This is a genomic window from Streptomyces sp. SID13031, assembly GCF_010548305.1.
Taxonomy (GTDB): Bacteria; Actinomycetota; Actinomycetes; order Propionibacteriales; family Kribbellaceae; genus Kribbella.
Map to the genome: position 1 here is coordinate 22,291 of NZ_JAAGLV010000005.1, position 16,994 is coordinate 39,284.

A 16,994-nucleotide genomic window follows, 5' to 3' on the forward strand; every position below is an offset into this window, starting at 1 on the left:
TTCAGCAAACTCCCTCCATTACTCACCCGTACCGCGCTGCGACGGCGAGCGACTGTCCGGCATCTGAGCCACCGAAGAGGCCCGCCCGCGCCAGCGGGATTTGTGACTGATCAACAAGGCGTGTCGAAAGATGCGAACTGTCGGTCGGACCTGCCATTGTTTGCGGCCGGGCCTTCTGAACAAGACGGGCCTGGACACAAAGGACTTTCCTGAACAGGAAGCTGGAGGACAGATGACTCAGGTGGCAGAGCAGCCGGGCACCAGTGCCGGGCGGCTCGGCTCGGTGGTGCTGGATTGCCCGGACCCGCTCGAGCTTGCCCGGTTCTACTCGACGCTGTTCGGACTGGACATCGACGAGCACGGAGACGACGACTGGCGGAGCCTGACCGGCCCCGGGTCGACGCTCGGCTTCCGGCGTTCGGAGGACTACGTACCGGCCAGCTGGCCGGGTACGGACGCACATCAACTTCACCTGGACCTGGTCGTCGAAGACCTGGCCAGCGGACATGCCACGGTCGTCGCCCTCGGCGCCGAACCACTCGACCCGGTCGACGCACCACCCGCCGAGAGCTCCCGCGGCTGGCGCATCTACGCCGACCCGGCCGGCCACCCCTTCCGGATCTGCCTGGATTCGGTCTAGATCCACTCCGACCTACCCGTGAACGGATAGTCGCGGCCCTCGACGTACCGGGGCCGCGGCTGGTAGCTGTTCACCCCCGGGGACCCCTGCAGATGGAACGCGCTGGGGTAGGGGACCTCGGGGTCGGTGATCCTGGTGGAGGTCGGGATGTAGCGGATCGTGAGTCCGCAGCGGCGGTCCGCCGAGGTGTTGGCGGTACTGCCGTGCACGATGTTGGGGTGGTGGACCTCGACGTCGCCGGGCGCGAGCACGATGTCGACGGCCTGCAACTCGTCGACCTCGACCGCGATCTCCTTGCCCAGCACGCTTTCGACGGACGCGTTGTCGCGCATCGCGGCGACCGGGCCGAGGTGGCTGCCGGGGATCATCCGGACGCAGCCGTTGGCCGGGGTCGAGTGGTCGACCGCCAGCCACAACGTCACCACGCTCATCGGGTCGAGCGGCCAGAACGCAGCGTCCTGGTGCCAGAGCACCGGCTGACCGGAGTACGGCGGCTTGGAGATGTAGTGCGACGCGAACAGTGCGAGGTCGGGTCCGACGAACACGGACGCGATCTCGACCAGCCTCGGGTCGCTGACGAGTCGCACCCAGAACGGGTCGTCACGCAGGAAGACGTGGCCGAGTTGCTCGGGCCGCACGTCCGGGTGCTTGGCCTGCAACCAGTTGACGTGATCATTAACTTCCTTGATCAGGTGCTCGTCGATCACCTCGCGAAAGATGACCCAGCCGTCACGCTGGTAGGTCGCCAGTGCGTCGCCGCTGACCTGGTTCTCCGCGACTGAAGTCATAACGTCAGCGTGACGGCGACGGAACTCGGGGACTAGCAATGCGCTGACGCAAACTTGTAGCTTGTTGATATGAGTCAGGTGCTGCGATTCGAGTGGTCGGCGCTCGGCCGGCCGTACCACGCGGCGCGGGTGGGATTCGCGCCGCGAGCCCGGGACTCCGAGCTGCACACGCATGCCGACTTCCACGAGCTGATGGGCGTGACCGCCGGCGCCGGTGAACATCTTCTGGAGACCGGCACGCTGCCGCTCGTTGCTGGTGATGTCGTGCTGGTCCGGCCGCGCGACCGGCATGCGATCCGGGGATCGGCACCCGATGGCCTGGAGTTCATCAACGTCGCCTTCCCGAGCTCGGCCTGGCAAGGCTTCCTCAACCTGACCAGGACGAACCCGACCGGCAGCTGGGATGCCGCCAAGCAACCCGTTGTCTTCCAGACCCGCGACCCGGCGGCGGCGGCCGAGGTTTTCGAGAGCGCTCTCCAGCGCTTCGCCGGCGAGCCGGAGCACTTCGATCTGATGCGGTTCTGGATCGACCTCTTGCCGCAGGTCTCGCCCGAAGAGCTGCCGGCGCGCGCCTCCGCCAATCAGGCTCCCGACTGGCTGGCGCGGGCCTGCGTGGCGATGCGAGCCGAGGAGAACCTGCGCGGGGGAGTGCCCCGGCTGCTCGACCTCGCCGGAGTCAGCCCCGCGCACCTGTCGCGCACGCTGCGAGCGGCATACGGGATGACCCCGACCGACTTCGTCGCGGACCTCCGGCTGGAGCAGGCGGCATCGTTGCTAGCAGCAACTTCCGCGCCGATCGCCGAGATCGCCACCCGTTGCGGTTTCTCCAGCCAGTCCTACTTCACCCGCTGCTTCACGACCGCGCACGCGATCTCCCCGCGCGCCTTCCGGCGCCAGTCCCAACGCGCCTTCGTACCGTAGAGCATCTTGACAACACGTTGTCGTGATGACAAGATGTTGTCATGACTGCGAACGAGAATGCGACCGTCCATCTCGCTGTTTACGACACTCTGGCCGACTGGGAGGTCGGGTTCGTCACCGCTCACATCAACAACGGGGCGTGGCATCAGACGCCCGGGCGCTTCAAGATGCAGACCGTCAGTGCGGGGCTCGAGCAGATCACCACAGCGGGTGGGTTGCGGGTGCTGCCTGACTCGGTGCTGGCTGAGCTCAAGCCTGCTGACAGTGCGATGCTGATCCTGCCGGGGAACGATCTCTTCGCGACCGAGGCCTATACGCCGTATGTCGAGAAGGCGCGCGAGTTCCTCGATGCCGGGGTACCGGTCGCGGCGATCTGTGGTGCGACGGGCGCGCTGGCGATGGCCGGGCTGCTGGACGATCGGCAGCACACGAGCAACGCGGCGGCGTTCCTCGACAGCCTCGGCGGCTATCAGGGCGGGCAGCTCTACAAGGAAGAGCATGCAGTCACCGATCGCGGTCTGATCACCGCGGGCGCCAACGCTCCGGTCGAGTTCGCCCGGGCGATCTTCGCGCAGCTGGACCTCTACAAGGCGCCGATTCTCGACTCTTGGTACAAGCTGTACGGCGAGCAGGATCCGGCCGGCTTCTACGAGCTGATGTCGGCCTGACAGGATCTTTTGCTGTGAGCCGCGACCAAGAACTGCTGAGTGCTGCCGCGCTGACGGCGTTCAAGCTGAACGGACAGTTCCTCGAGCTGGCCGAGCATCTGGCTCGGCCGGCTGGAGTGACGGCGACGTGGTGGCAGGTGCTCGGCGCCGTGCTCGGCGAGCCGTTGCCGGTGTCCGCGATCGCCCGCGAGATGGGCATCACCCGCCAGGCGGTGCAACGTACGGCGGACGTCCTGGCCGAGCGCGGCCTCGCGGAGTACCGCGACAATCCCGCCCACCGCCGCGCCAAGCTGGTGGCGGTCACGCCGGAAGGCCGGGCTGCGATCACCGCGATCAGCCCGCATCACGCCAAGCACGCCACTGAACTCGCGGCCGTCCTCGGCGCCGAGCAGTTGGCCGAGGCGGTAGCGGCGCTGGCCAAGCTCTCCGAGGCGCTGGACGCCTTGGATCTGTCCGATTGACGGCCTGACGGAAGTTCCGGAACCAATCTCGGGGAACGTTCCCTTGACAGTCGGGGGTTCGGCCCGCAATCTCTGAGAGAGCGCTCTCTCATCCCTGCAGGAAGACGTGCATCCGGCGCCCGGTCGATCACCGGCGCGAGTGCACGGGATGCCGCCCCGTCCCCTCTCCTGATTGGTTCCTTCATGCACATCTCCCCACCGGCCGGAGCGCGCTCTCCGGCCGTCCTCCGGCGCTGGCTGATCCTGGTTTCAGCCGCGCTCCTGATCACCACGGCCCTGGTGGTCGCACCGGGCGGCAGAGCTCAGGCTGCCGTCACGCTGCTGTCCCAGGGCAAACCCGTCACCACGTCCAGCACCGAGAACGGCGGTACTCCGGCCTCGGCCGCCGTCGACGGCAATCCCGCGACCCGCTGGTCCAGCGCCGCGACCGACCCGCAATGGATCCAGGTGGACCTCGGGTCGACCTCGGCCATCAGCCAGGTAGTGCTCAACTGGGAGGCGGCCTACGGGAAGGCCTTCCAGCTCCAGGTGTCCGACAACGCGGGCGGCCCCTGGAACCCGATCTACACGACTACCACCGGCACGGGCGGCGTTCAGACGCTCAACGTGACCGGCAGTGGCCGGTACGTCCGGATGTCCGGCACACAGCGTGGTACCGGCTATGGCTACTCGCTCTGGGAGTTCCAGGTGTACGGCGGTACTGACGGCGGCCCGACCGCTTGCGGCACGGCCAACACCGCGCAGGGCAAGACGGCCACGGCCTCAAGCACCGAGAACGGGGGTACGCCCGCATCGGCCGCCGTCGACGGCAACCCCGGCACCCGCTGGTCGAGCGCCGCAACAGACCCGCAATGGATCCAGGTCGACCTGGGCACGACCCAGACGATCTGCCAGGTCGGACTGAACTGGGAAGCGGCGTACGGCAAGGCGTTCCAGCTCCAGGTCTCGGACAACGCGGCCGGCCCGTGGAACCCGATCTACACGACGACCACCGGCACCGGTGGCAACCAGACCCTCGACGTCACCGGCAGCGGCCGGTACCTGCGGGTCAACGGCACGCAGCGCGGTACGGCGTACGGCTACTCGCTGTGGGAGCTCGTCGTCCACACCACCGATGGAGGCAGCGGACCGGTGATCCCGCCGACCGACCCGATGAACCCCGACCTCGGCCCGAATGTCGACGTCTTCACCCCGGCGACCCCGCAGGCGCAAATGCAGGCGCGCCTCGACCAGGTCGCCGCACAACAGCACACCAACCAGTTCGGCACCGAGCGCAACGCGCTGCTCTTCAAGCCCGGCACCTACACCGCTGACGTCAACCTCGGCTTCAACACCCAGGTGGCCGGCCTCGGTCTGTCGCCGGACGACGTGAACATCAACGGGCACGTCCGGGTCGAGGCCGACTGGCTGCAGCAGGGTGACGACCCGAACAACAAGCAGAACGCCACCCAGAACTTCTGGCGCTCCGCGGAGAACATGGCGGTCACTCCGCCCGCGGGGCAGATCGAGCGGTGGGCGGTCGCGCAGGCGGCGCCGTACCGGCGGATGCACCTGAAGGGCGCGCCGGAGATCCAGCTCTGGAGCGGTGGCGACGGCTGGGCCAGCGGTGGCCTGTTCGCCGACACCAAGATCGACAACCGGGTCGTCTCGGGTTCGCAGCAGCAGTGGCTGTCGCGCAACTCCGAGTTCGGCAGCTGGGCCGGCTCGGTCTGGAACATGGTCTTCGTCGGCACCACCGGCGGACCGGTGCAGAACTTCCCGAACCCGTCCCACACTGTCGTGGGCACCACCCCGCAGATCCGCGAGAAGCCGTTCCTGTACGTCGACAACGCGGGCAGCTACAACGTCTTCGTACCGGCTCTTCGGCAGAACTCGTCCGGCACCAGCTGGTCGCACGGACCCGCGGCGGGCTCGTCGATCTCGCTGAGCCAGTTCCTGGTCGCGAAGCCGTCGACGCCGATCGCGACCATCAATGCGGCGCTTGACCAGGGCAAGCATCTGCTCTTCACGCCCGGCGTCTACCACCTGAACGACACCATCAAGGTGACCAAGCCGAACACCGTTGTCCTCGGCATCGGAATGGCGACGCTCACGCCCGACACCGGCAAGACGGTGATCTCGGTCGCGGACGTCGACGGGGTGAAGCTCGGCGGGCTGCTGATCGACGCCGGCCCGGTGAACACGCCGGTCCTGGTCGAGGTCGGCCAGGCCGGCTCGAACGCCGACCACACGACGAACCCGACCTCTCTGCACGACGTGTTCGTCCGCATCGGCGGCGGCGAACACCTCGGCAGGGCGACGGTCAGCCTGCAGGTCAACAGCAACAACGTGATCGGTGACCACCTGTGGCTGTGGCGCGCGGACCACGGCGCCCAGACCGGCTGGAACGTCAACACGGCGGCCAACGGTTTGATTGTCAACGGCAACAACGTGACGATGTACGGGTTGTTCGTCGAGCACTACCAGCAGTACGAGACGGTGTGGAACGGCAACGGCGGCAGGACGTACTTCTACCAGAACGAGTTCCCGTACGACCCGCCGGACCAGGCGTCCTGGACCAGCGGTGGCGGGACGCGCGGCTGGGCGGCGTACAAGGTCGCAAACAACGTCACCAGCCATGAGGCGTGGGGCGTCGGCAGCTACTCGTTCTTCCAGGTGAACCCGGCCCTCGTCGTCGACCGTTCCTTCGAGGTCCCCGACACACCGGGCGTCCGCTTCCACGACCTGGTCTCGGTCTCCCTCGGTGGCGTCGGCACCATCGCCAACGTCATCAACAACACCGGCGGCACCGCGAACACCGCGAACCAGCAGCGATATGTGGTGAGCTACCCGTAGGACAGGTTGCGTCCGGAGAGCTCTGGCGGGTTCTCCGGGCGCACCTACGACGTCGTCAGTGCCTTGCGGATGCGTTTGTCCGAGACCGGGTACGGCGTGCCGAGGGTTTGCGCGAACAAGCTGATCCGGAGTTCCTCGAGCATCCACCTCACCTCGAGGAGCTCCGGGCTCGGGTACTTGCCGGTGGGGACCGCGCGCAGGCGCTTCTGGTACTCGTCGGTGAGGCTCTGTACTACGGCCATGCCGGAGCGGTCGCGCATCGCGTTGGCGCCGATCTTGTCGAGCCGCTGCTCGATACCGCGCAGGTAGCGGGCCAGATCCGGCAGCCGTTTGGCGCCGGCCTCGGTGATGAAACCGCGGTGGACCAGGGCTTCCAGCTGACCCCGTACGTCCGACAGCGCGGCCAGTAGCGCCGGGCTCGACGAGCGGGAGATCAGTTTGTCCACGGTGCGCGCGTTGCTGAGAACCTGCTCGACCTGCTGCAGGATCGTCAGGACGGTGTCGGCGAGATCTGAGCGGACCGCGTCCCGGAGGAACGAGAACGCGGTGAGGTTCCAGACCGGGCCACCGGCCGCGGCCATCAGCTGATCGACCGCCGCCGAGATCGCGTCGTCCAGCAGGTCCCCGACGTTGCGATGCGGGCCGGCCATCAGCGTCATCTTCTGCTGGTTCGTGAGATTGCGCTGTACTACGTCGATCACCGACGGCATCGTGAGCAGCAACAACCGGCGGGTGCCGTTCCACATCGCGGCGGCCTGGTCGCGCTCGGTCTCCTGCAGCCGGATGGCGACACTCTTGCCTTCGTCGACCAACGCCGGATAACCCGCTACGGTCAGGCCGTTGCGGTGCTCGGAGAAGCTGCGCGGCAGATCACCGAACGTCCAGTCGGTCAGGCCGGAACGTTCCAGCCCGCTGACCACCTTCGACGCTACCTGCGAAATGGCAGCCGTGGTCTTCGGTTTCAGCCGTTGCTTCAGCGCGGCGAGGTCCTTGCCCTCGGCCACCGTCTTGCCGTTGTCGTCGACGACCCGGAAGGTCATCCGCAGATGCTCGGGCACCCGCGACCAGTCCCAGTCCTCCGGCTCGATGAGCACGTCGCGCAATGAGCGCAGCTCGCGCGCCATCGCGTCGATGAGCGGACCCGATGCGGGATCGAGGAGCGGGAGGATCTGGCGGGCATGGTCCGGCGCCGGCACGATGTTGCGCCGGATCGCCTTCGGCAACGACTTGATCAGCGTCGTGACGAGCTCCTCGCGGAAGCCCGGCACGCTCCACTCGAAGCCGTCGGCGGTGACCTGGTTGAGCACCAGCAGCGGTAGGTGCACGGTCACCCCGTCGGCGTCCGTTCCCGGCTCGAAGGCGTAGGTGAGATCGAAGGTCATCCCGTTCTGGGACCAGGTCAGCGGGAACTCCTCCTCCTTGACCTCGGCGCCTTCCCGGACGACCAGCGATCGCTCGAAGTCGAGCAGGTCGGTGTCGCGCTGCCGCGCCGTCTTCCACCAGGTGTCGAAATGCCGCCCGGTGACAACATCGGCGCCGATCCGCTCGTCGTAGAAGGCGAACAGCGTCTCGTCGTCGACGAGCAGGTCGCGGCGCCGGGTGCGCTCCTCGAGCTCCTCGACCTCTTCGATCAGCTTGCGGTTCTCGTGGAAGAACTTGTGGTGGGTGTCCCAGTCGCCCTCGACCAGCGCGTGCCGGATGAACAGCTCCCGCGACACCTCGGCGTCGACCGCGCCATAGTTGATCTTGCGGTGGGCAACGATCGGTACGCCGTACAGGGTGACCTTCTCGTAGGCCATCACGGCGCCGGCCTTGCGTTCCCAGTGCGGTTCGGAGTACGTGCGTTTGGTCAGGTGCTGGGCGAGGTCCTCGGCCCACTCGGGCTCGATCTTCGCGTTGACACGGGCCCACAGCCGCGACGTCTCGACGAGCTCGGCAGCCATCACGAACTGCGGTGGCTTCTTGAACAGCCCGGAACCGGGGAAGATCGCGAACTTGGTGCCGCGGGCACCGATGTACTGGTGCTGGTTGGCGGGGTCCTTCAGGCCGAGGTGGGACAGCAGGCCGGACATCAGCGAGATGTGGACGGCCTGCGGGTCGGCGGCCTCGCCGGAGTTGAGCGTGACGCCGATCTGCGCGGCGACCTGACGGAGCTGGGCGAAGATGTCCTGCCACTCGCGGACGCGCAGGTAGTTGAGGTACTCGCTGCGGCACATCCGGCGGAACTGGTTGCCGGACAGCTCCTTCTGCTGCTTCTTGACGTAGTTCCACACGTTCAGGAAGCCGAGGAAGTCGGAGTTCGGGTCGCGGAACCGGGCATGGGCCTGGGTCGCCTGCGCCTCGGCGTCGGTCGGGCGCTCGCGCGGGTCCTGGATCGAGAGCGCGGCGGCGATCACCATCACCTCGCGGACGCAGCCGTGCTTGTCGGCCTCGACGATCATCCGGGCCAGCCGCGGGTCGAGCGGGATCTGCGCCAGTTGCCGGCCGACCGGGGTCAGCCGGCGCGTGCGGTCGCCCGCCTTGGCCGAGTCGACCGCGCCGAGCTCGGTCAGCAGTTGGAGGCCGTCGGTGATACTGCGGCTGTCCGGCTCGTCGATGAACGGGAACGCGGCGATGTCACCGAGCCCGATCGAGGTCATCTGCAGGATGACGGAGGCGAGGTTGGTACGGAGGATCTCGGGGTCGGTGAACTCAGGACGGCCCTCGTAGTGCTCCTCGGAGTACAGGCGGATGCAGATGCCGTCGCTGGTCCGGCCGCAGCGGCCCTTGCGCTGGTTGGCGCTGGCCTGCGAGACGGGCTCGATCGGCAGGTGCTGGACCTTCGTGCGGTGCGAGTAGCGGCTGATCCGGGCGGTGCCGGGGTCGATCACGTACTTGATGCCAGGGACCGTCAGGGACGTCTCGGCGACGTTGGTGGCGAGCACGATCCGCCGGCTGGAGCCGTGGGACTTGAAGACGCGGTTCTGCTCGGCATTCGAGAGCCTGGCGTAGAGCGGCAGGATCTCGGTGTTGCGGAGATTGTGGTCGGTCAGCGCGTCGGCGGTGTCGCGGATCTCGCGTTCTCCGCTCAGGAACACCAGTACGTCGCCCGCCGCCTCGCCGGCCAGTTCGTCGACGGCGTCGAGGATCGCCTGGGTCTGGTCGCGGTCGAGGGTGCTCGGGTCGTCCGGGTCGTTGATCGGGCGGTACCGGGTCTCGACCGGGTAGGTACGCCCGGAGACCTCGACGATCGGGGCCGGAGTGCCCTTGGCATCTGCGAAGTGCTCGGCGAACCGCTCGGGGTCGATCGTCGCCGAGGTGATGATCACCTTGAGGTCGGGGCGGCGGGGGAGGAGTTGCTTGAGGTAGCCGAGGATGAAGTCGATGTTCAGGCTGCGCTCGTGCGCCTCGTCGATGATGAGCGTGTCGTACCGGCTCAGCTCGCGGTCGCGCTGCAGTTCGGCGAGCAGGATGCCGTCCGTCATCAGCTTGACCAGAGAGCGCTCACTGACCTTGTCGGTGAACCGGACGGCGTACCCGATCGTGTCGCCGAGCTCGGTGTCGAGCTCCTCGGCGATCCGCTCTGCCACCGTCCGCGCCGCGAGCCGCCGCGGCTGGGTGTGCCCGATCATGCCCCGGATCCCACGGCCGAGCTCCAAGCAGATCTTCGGGATCTGGGTCGTCTTGCCGGAGCCCGTCTCACCCGCGATCACCACCACTTGGTGGTCCCTGATCGCCGCGGCGATGTCGTCCTTGAGCTGACTGACCGGCAACTCTTCCGGATAGGTGATCTCCGGTACGGCGAGCCGTCGCTGCTCGACCCGGCGCTCGGCCTGCTCGATCCGCGCGGTGATGTCGGAGAGCGCGTTCTCCCGCTTCGCTTCCTCCCGCAACCCCCGCAACCGCTCCAGCCGCCGCCCGAGCTGCTCCCGGTCGACGCTGGTCAACCCTTCGAGCCGGGCGGCCAGCTCGGCAACCCCGGTAGTACTCGGCTCAGAAGAGGAAGCACCAGCCTCGGGTGCGGCTACAGCACCGGCCGGCTTCTTGCGCCGGCGGCGGGGACGTCGAGGCCGACCGGGATCCTGGGAAGGACCGGTAGCTGGGATAGGACTCTGCGATTCGGTCCGGGCATCAGGCATGTCACCGACCAGTTTAGGTCTCTCCTCCATCGACTCCCACGGATTTACCGTGAGCGCTCTGCCACAGGCTTCGTGGACAGGTACGAGAGGAAGGCGGCGACCACCTCGGTCCGGGCCTGATCAGTCGTCGCGGGAGGAGGGGACCTTCACGGCGAGGACGGGGACGGGGGATTCGAGGAGGACTCGTTGGGCGGTGCTGCCGAGGATCAGTTTGCCGACCGGGCTGCGGCGGCGCAGGCCGAGGACGATCAGGGTCACGTCGTTGGCTTCGGCTGCCTTGAGTAGCTCGGCGGCGACGTCGCCGGTGCCTACGGCCTGCTGGATCGTCACCTCGACGCCGCGCTCGCGGAGCCGGGCCTCCGCGGTGTCGAGCTCGGCCTTGTTGGCGTAGCGGGAGTCGATATAGGCGTCGCCGCGGCTCGTGTTGAGCAGCAGGACGGAAGCTCCGCGCAGCTCGGCTTCGGTGGCGGCGGCCTCGAGAGCGGCCTCGCCTTCGGGCGTCGGTACGTAGCCCACCAGGATCTTCACGAGGCCCACTCTCTCATCACTGGGCGTTCACCGAACCCATCAGTCGTCTTCACCGAAGGTGAGCCGGTCCCGGCTCGCCTCCGTGCCGCGGATCCGGGCGACGATCCGCGGCAGGTACGGGACGAAGAGCGCGAGCACCGTCAGTACGATGATGACCAGGCTGAGCGGGCGGGTGAAGAACACGCTCGCGTCGCCGTTGGAGATGACCAGCGAGCGGCGGAACTGTTCTTCCATCGTGGGTCCGAGGATGACGCCCAGGATGACCGGCGCGATCGGGAAGTCGAGCTTGCGCATGAAGAAGCCGGCCACGCCGATCAGCAGCGCCATCAGAACCTCGTACCCCGAACCCGACAGCGAGTAGACGCCGAGACAGGCGAACACCAGGATCCCGGCGTACAGCAACGGCCGCGGCACCTTGAGCACCTGGACCCAGATCTGGATCAGCGGCAGGTTCATGATCAGCAGGATCAGGTTGCCGATGTAGAGCGACGCGATCAGCGTCCAGACGAGCGTGCCCTGGTCCTCGAACAGCTGCGGTCCGGGCTGCACGTTGAAGATCTGGAATGCGGCGAGCATCACCGCAGCCGTCGCCGACGTCGGCAGGCCGAGCGTCAGCAGCGGTACGAGAACACCGGAGAAGGACGCGTTGTTCGCCGCCTCGGGACCAGCGACGCCTTCGATCGCGCCGTCGCCGAACTCGTCCGGATGCTTCCGGCCGGCCTTCTTCGCGCGCCGCCGCTCGATCGTGTAGCTCAGGAACGTCGGTACTTCGGCGCCGCCGGACGGGATCGCGCCGAACGGGAAGCCGAGCGCGGTCCCCCGCAGCCACGGCGCCCATGAGCGCTTCCAGTCGTCCTTGTTCAGGTACCCGGTCCGCAGCCGGCCCTTCTCCAGTACTGCGGGCCGTTCCGGCGTACTGCGCAACTTCGATGCCACGTGCAACGTTTCGCCGATCGCGAAGAGACCCACGATGACGATCACCACGTCGACGCCGTCGAGTAGCCGCAAGGTACCGAACGTGTACCGCTGAGCACCGGACAGACTGTCGAGCCCGATCAGCCCGATGAACAACCCGACCGTCAGCGAGAGCAGGCCGCGGATGAGCGAGTGGCCGACCAGAGCCGTCACGGCGACCATCGCGAGCAGCGTGATCGCGAAGTAGTCGGTCGACTGGAACTGGCTGGCCAGGTTGCCGATCGGCTTGGCGACGAACGTCAGCAGCACGGTCGAGATCGTGCCCGCGACGAACGACCCGATCGCCGCCGTCGCGAGTGCGGCCCGGGCGCGACCCTTGAGAGCCATCTTGTGACCCTCGATCGCAGTCGCCACCGAGGCGGACTCGCCGGGGGTGTTGATCAGGATCGAGGTGGTGGACCCGCCGTACATGGCGCCGTAGTAGATGCCGGCGAACATGATGAAGGCGCCGATCGGGTCGGAGAAGTTGAAGGTGATCGGCAGCAGCAGCGCGATCGTGAGCGCCGGGCCGATCCCCGGCAGGATCCCGACGAGCATGCCGAGGGTGACGCCGAGAACGGCCCAGAGCAGGTTCATCGGGTGCAGAACGGTTCCGAAGCCGTGCAGGAGATCGCCGAAGACGGCCAGAGAGATCACAGCCCCAGCACCCCCTCCGGCAGCGAGATGTCCAGAAACTGGGTGAACGCGATGTAGACGACGACCGCCATCACGACCGCGACGATGATGTCGCGGACGACCTGCCGGCTCCCGAGCACCCGCGCCGCGACGAAGAACAGCAACGCCGTCGAGATCAGGTAGCCCAGCGGTACGACCAGGAACGCGTAGAGCACCAGCAACCCGGACAGAGCGACCGGCTCGAACCAGCTGCGATCGCCGTCGCCCTTGATGCGGGTTGAACGCAATCCTTCGACCAGATACCCGATGGAGAGCAACAACCAGGCAACCGTGACCAGCAACGGAAAGAACCGCGGCCCCGCCGGATCGAGCCCCTTCGGACTCCGAATATCAAACACGCCCACCAGGAACGTGCCACTCAACACCACCAGCACGACAGCCGCGATGATCCGCACCAGCCTGGAGGCCTCAACCTCCACCTCGGAGGCCTTCACCGGTTCCTCGGTTGTGCTCATATGATCCCCAGCTCCTTCAGCAGGGCCTCTACCCGGGTGGTTTCGTCGGCGATGAACTTCTTGGCGTCGTCGCCGGTTTTGAAGAAGTCGGTCCAGCCTTGCTTCTTGCGGATCTCGGCCCATTCGGGGGAGTTGTTGGCCTTGCTGACGAACTCGATCAGCCGTTGGCGGTCCGCGTCGGGGATGTCCGGCGGGGCGACGATCGCGCGCCAGTTCAGTACTTCTGCGTCGTACCCCTCGGACTTCATCGTCGGGAGTTGTTTGCCGGCGACCGTCATCGCCTCGGTGCCCGTGGTGGCCAGGACGCGCATCTTGCCGGCTGTTATCTGCTCCTCGAACTCGCTCAGCCCGGAGATGCCGACCGTGACGTCGCCGGACAGGATCGCGGCCGTCGCCTCGCCGCCGCCGGAGTAGGAGATGTACTTGACCTTCGACGGGTCGGCGCCCGCGGCCTTCACCAGAGTGCCGGCGGTGATGTGGTCGGTGCCGCCGATCGTGCCGCCGCCCCAGCTGACCGAGGTCGGGTCGGCCTGGTACTTGTCGACCAGGTCCTTGAGGGACTTCAGTGGCGAGTCGGCCTTCACCACGAGTACTTCTTGCTCGGCGGTGATGGTGGCGATCGGGGTGGTGTCGGAGATCGTGATCTTCGACTGGTTCAGGGTCAGCGCGCCGACCATCACCAGGCCGGTGATCATCAGCGTGTGCGGGTCCTTGCGGTTCTTGGTGACCAGCTTGGAGATCCCGACCGCACCACCGGCGCCGGTCACGTTGACGACCGAGACGGACCGGCCGGGCAGGAAGCCGTCCTCCTGGATCACGTGCTGGAGCTGGCGTGCGGTCAGATCCCAGCCACCGCCGGGAGCGGCCGGGACCATGATCTCGACGTTGCGGGACGGGAAGTCGCCGGCGACGCTGCCGCCCTCCAGGGCCGAGCAGCCGCTGAGCAGCAGGCTGACGGTCACCCCCGCGGCGACGATCACGGATCGTGGCATCTGGGTACCTCCTTGTCACAGGCCTGAACGGGACCGTAGCAGCATTCCATCTGGAGGTACATAGATTCCGTTCCGCGGACCGGCGGGTTATCGTCGGGAGATCGCGCAGGGAGCGGAAGGGGTGCGGGGATGGATGTTGAGGGCGAGCTGCCGGGGGTGCGCAGCGTGCACCGGGCGCTGGATCTGCTCGAGCGCTTCGACGACGAGCACCCGCTCTGGACGTTGGCCGAGCTGACCGTCGCGAGCGGCCTGCCGAAGACGACCGTACTGCGCCTGGTGACGACCCTGGAGCAACGCGGGCTGGTCGCCTCGACGGGGCCGGGACGGTATGCGATCGGGCCGGGCTTCTTGCGCTGGTCGCGGTTGAGCAGCGCGAGCATGGAGATCCCGCCGGCCGTGCGCGCGGCGCTGAACAGACTGGCTACCGAGACCGGCGAGACGGCCAACCTCTACATCCGGGTCGGGCGGACGCGCGTGTGTCTCGCGCAAGCTCAAGGGACGTTAAGTGTCCGGCACACGATCGCGGTCGGCTCTGCTCTTCCGTTGTGGGGTGGCGCTGCGTCGCGCGTCTTGCTGAGCGATCCGCCTGTGCTGGCTGAGGATCCGTCAGTGATCGACGCGGTCGCTGCTGAGTCGCCGCACGGCACAGACTTCGCCAAGCAGTTGCGGCTTGCCGCAGTACGGGCGGGGGAGCGGGGGTATGCCGTGACACACGGAGAGCGCGAATTGGGCGCTTCGGGCGTTTCCGCTCCGGTACTCCGATCCGATGGGCGCGTGGTCGCCGCTGTCGGGGTCGGCGGTCCGACGACGCGCTTCAGCGATGAGCGTCTGCCGGGGTATCTGACCGCCGTACGCCGCTGTGCCATGACGATCACCTCGAGTGGCTGGAGCGGTTTCAGTGCATCCTGACCTGCTGGCCGGGGTGCGCGTGCTGGATCTGACGAACGTGCTGGCCGGTCCGTTCGCGGGGTATCAACTCGCGCTGATGGGCGCGGACGTGATCAAGGTCGAGGTGCCGGGGTCGGGGGATCTGGCGCGCAATCTCGGCGCTGATCCCGCGCTGAGCAAGGCGGGGCTGGGGATCTCATTCCTGGCGCAGAACGCGGGGAAGCGCTCTCTGACGCTGGACCTGAAATCGCCCGCTGGTAAAGAGGTCTTCGAGCGACTCGTCCGCGAGGCAGATGTGCTGCTGGAGAACTTCCGTCCTGGTGTGCTGGAGCGGCTCGGGTTCTCGTGGGAGGTTCTGCAGGCGTTGAACCCCGGGCTCGTGTACTGCGCGGTCTCCGGTTTCGGGCAGACCGGGCCGATGCGCGGGCGGCCGGCGTACGACCAGATCATCCAAGGGCTGTCCGGGATCATGAGTGTGACGGGGACCGCGGAGACGGCGCCGACGCGAACGGGGTTTCCGATCGCCGACACGCTCGGTGGGTATGCGGCGGCGTTCGCGATCTCGGCGGCGCTGGTGAAGCGCTCTCGGACGGGCGTCGGCAGCTTCCTCGACGTGTCGATGCTGGAGACCGCGATCGCGGCGATGGGCTGGGTCGTGTCCGACTATGTGATCGGCGGGCGCGAACCACGGGCCATGGGCAACGAGAACGTCACCTCTGCGCCGTCGGGCACCTTCGAGACGGCGTCCGGTGCGCTGAACATCGCGGCCAACAAGCAGGAACAGTACGTCGAGCTCTGTACTGCGCTCGGCCGCCCGGAACTGATCGAGGACCCCCGCTTCGCTACCCGGGAGGCGCGCAAACAGCATCGTCTGGAGCTCAAGCAAGAACTCGAGAAGACCCTCAGAGAGCGCTCTGCGACGGAGTGGGACGACCTACTGGCAGACAGCGGCGTGCCGGTTGCGCCGGTCCTGACTGTGGAACAGGCGCTGTCGTTGGAGCAGATAGCTGATCGCCGGCTGCTGCACGAGGTACAACTTCCCGGCGGAGAACGCTCACTGCAGGTGCTGGGAAGCAGCGTTCATGTTGACGGTGAGTCGGTCGGGCCGAAGGGGCGGCCGCCGGGGTTGAGTGAGCACACCGACGAGATCCTCGGTGAGCTCGGCTACACCGCCGAGGAGATCTCCAGCCTTCACGAGCGGGGAGCTGTATGACGGACAAGGCCCAGGAAGCCGCGGACTGGTGGGCGACCTCGATCACCGATATCGAGCCGGGAACGATTCGCCTGCGTGGTTACGCGATCGAGGAGCTGATCGGCGGGGTGAGCTTTCCGCAGCTGATCTGGCTGATGGTCAGCGGTGAGCTGCCGACCGAGGAGGAGGCCAGGCTTCTGGAACTCACTCTCGTCGCAGCGGTCGACCACGGACCCCAAGCGCCTTCGATCGCAGCGGCAAGGATGGCGGCCTCCTGCGGCCTCGCGCTCAACAACGCGATGGCGACCGGCGTCAACCTCCTCGGCGACGTCCACGGCGGGGCCGGCCAGCAGTGCATGGAGGTCCTCCACGAACTGAAGGCAGCAGTCGACGCCGGCGAGTCGCCGACGAAGGCGGCCCGGGCGCTCGTAGCGGAGTACAAGGAACGCAAGGCCTTCATCCCCGGCTTCGGCCACCGCTTCCACCCGATCGACCCAAGACGCGACCCGCTGATGCACGCGATCGAGCGCGCCGCCCGCGACGGAATCGTCGAAGGCCATTACCTGGAAGTCGCCCTGGCCCTGGAATCAGTACTGGCTGAAGGCAAGAAGCCGATCCCGATGAACGTCGACGGCGCCACCGCGACCATCTACGCAGAGCTCGGCCTCGCTCCCGAACTGGCGCGCGGCCTCTTCGTCCTCTCGCGATCAGTCGGCCTGCTCGCCCATGCCCGGGAGCAGCAGCTCGACCCGACCCGCATCAAAGGCCCACTGCCGAAGAGCATCACCGCCACCTACACCGGCGCGCCACCGCGGAAGTTGTCGGAAGGTTCACCGGTTGACGGCCACGCCTGAGGCA

General features: G+C 67.3%; 14 protein-coding genes. 8 read left to right on the forward strand and 6 right to left on the reverse strand.

The window, feature by feature from the left end; translation table 11 throughout:
- Positions 1-232 precede the first annotated feature (232 nt).
- Positions 233-640, forward strand: coding sequence for a VOC family protein (locus tag G3I17_RS12120; RefSeq protein WP_164596092.1), 408 nt, complete (start codon positions 233-235; stop codon positions 638-640).
- On the opposite strand, the gene G3I17_RS12125 is transcribed toward G3I17_RS12120, so the two are convergent.
- Positions 637-1,428, reverse strand: a complete 792-nt coding sequence (locus tag G3I17_RS12125; RefSeq protein WP_164596093.1) for a phytanoyl-CoA dioxygenase family protein — start codon at positions 1,426-1,428, stop codon at positions 637-639. The two genes, G3I17_RS12120 and G3I17_RS12125, sit on opposite strands and share 4 nt — an antisense overlap.
- Positions 1,429-1,497: 69 nt before the next feature.
- Here G3I17_RS12125 and G3I17_RS12130 point away from each other — a divergent pair, with 69 nt between their 5' ends.
- From G3I17_RS12130 to G3I17_RS12145, 4 genes are all read left to right on the forward strand, one after another.
- Positions 1,498-2,349 carry an AraC family transcriptional regulator gene (locus G3I17_RS12130; RefSeq protein ID WP_164596094.1) on the forward strand — a complete coding sequence of 284 codons (852 nt, stop codon included), beginning with the start codon at positions 1,498-1,500 and terminating at the stop codon, positions 2,347-2,349.
- A gap of 41 nt (positions 2,350-2,390) precedes the next feature.
- A complete protein-coding gene (locus G3I17_RS12135) occupies positions 2,391-3,017 on the forward strand; it encodes a DJ-1/PfpI family protein (protein WP_164596095.1) in 627 nt (208 codons plus the stop codon).
- Between the two features lie 14 nt (positions 3,018-3,031).
- Positions 3,032-3,478, forward strand: coding sequence for a helix-turn-helix domain-containing protein (locus tag G3I17_RS12140; RefSeq protein ID WP_164596096.1), 447 nt, complete (start codon positions 3,032-3,034; stop codon positions 3,476-3,478).
- Positions 3,479-3,661: 183 nt separating this feature from the next.
- On the forward strand, positions 3,662-6,313 hold the full coding sequence (locus G3I17_RS12145) for a discoidin domain-containing protein (protein WP_164596097.1): 2,652 nt from the start codon (positions 3,662-3,664) through the stop codon (positions 6,311-6,313).
- 44 nt (positions 6,314-6,357) lie between these two features.
- Here G3I17_RS12145 and hrpA read toward each other — a convergent pair whose 3' ends face one another.
- From hrpA to G3I17_RS12170, 5 genes are all read right to left on the reverse strand, one after another.
- Complete coding sequence (gene hrpA, locus G3I17_RS12150) at positions 6,358-10,431, reverse strand: ATP-dependent RNA helicase HrpA (protein ID WP_203590093.1); 4,074 nt, start codon at positions 10,429-10,431, stop codon at positions 6,358-6,360.
- A gap of 120 nt (positions 10,432-10,551) precedes the next feature.
- On the reverse strand, positions 10,552-10,959 hold the full coding sequence (locus tag G3I17_RS12155) for a universal stress protein (protein WP_164596098.1): 408 nt from the start codon (positions 10,957-10,959) through the stop codon (positions 10,552-10,554).
- A 39-nt stretch (positions 10,960-10,998) separates the two neighbouring features.
- On the reverse strand, positions 10,999-12,510 hold the full coding sequence (locus G3I17_RS12160) for a tripartite tricarboxylate transporter permease (RefSeq protein WP_203590129.1): 1,512 nt from the start codon (positions 12,508-12,510) through the stop codon (positions 10,999-11,001).
- Between the two features lie 56 nt (positions 12,511-12,566).
- Positions 12,567-13,064 carry a tripartite tricarboxylate transporter TctB family protein gene (locus G3I17_RS12165; RefSeq protein WP_164596100.1) on the reverse strand — a complete coding sequence of 166 codons (498 nt, stop codon included), beginning with the start codon at positions 13,062-13,064 and terminating at the stop codon, positions 12,567-12,569.
- Entirely contained in the window at positions 13,061-14,056 is a 996-nt protein-coding gene (locus G3I17_RS12170; RefSeq protein ID WP_164596101.1) for a tripartite tricarboxylate transporter substrate binding protein, read from the reverse strand. Before G3I17_RS12170 ends, G3I17_RS12165 begins: the two co-directional genes overlap by 4 nt.
- Positions 14,057-14,185: 129 nt before the next feature.
- Here G3I17_RS12170 and G3I17_RS12175 point away from each other — a divergent pair, with 129 nt between their 5' ends.
- The 3 genes from G3I17_RS12175 to G3I17_RS12185 are packed head-to-tail and all read left to right on the forward strand — an operon-like array spanning position 14,186 to position 16,990.
- Positions 14,186-14,965 carry an IclR family transcriptional regulator gene (locus G3I17_RS12175; protein WP_164596102.1) on the forward strand — a complete coding sequence of 260 codons (780 nt, stop codon included), beginning with the start codon at positions 14,186-14,188 and terminating at the stop codon, positions 14,963-14,965.
- Positions 14,955-16,157: a CoA transferase gene (locus tag G3I17_RS12180; protein WP_164596103.1), complete on the forward strand. Its 1,203-nt coding sequence runs from the start codon at positions 14,955-14,957 to the stop codon at positions 16,155-16,157. Before G3I17_RS12175 ends, G3I17_RS12180 begins: the two co-directional genes overlap by 11 nt.
- Positions 16,154-16,990: a citryl-CoA lyase gene (locus tag G3I17_RS12185; RefSeq protein WP_164596104.1), complete on the forward strand. Its 837-nt coding sequence runs from the start codon at positions 16,154-16,156 to the stop codon at positions 16,988-16,990. The genes G3I17_RS12180 and G3I17_RS12185 overlap by 4 nt, the downstream gene beginning before the upstream one ends.
- Positions 16,991-16,994 lie beyond the last annotated feature (4 nt).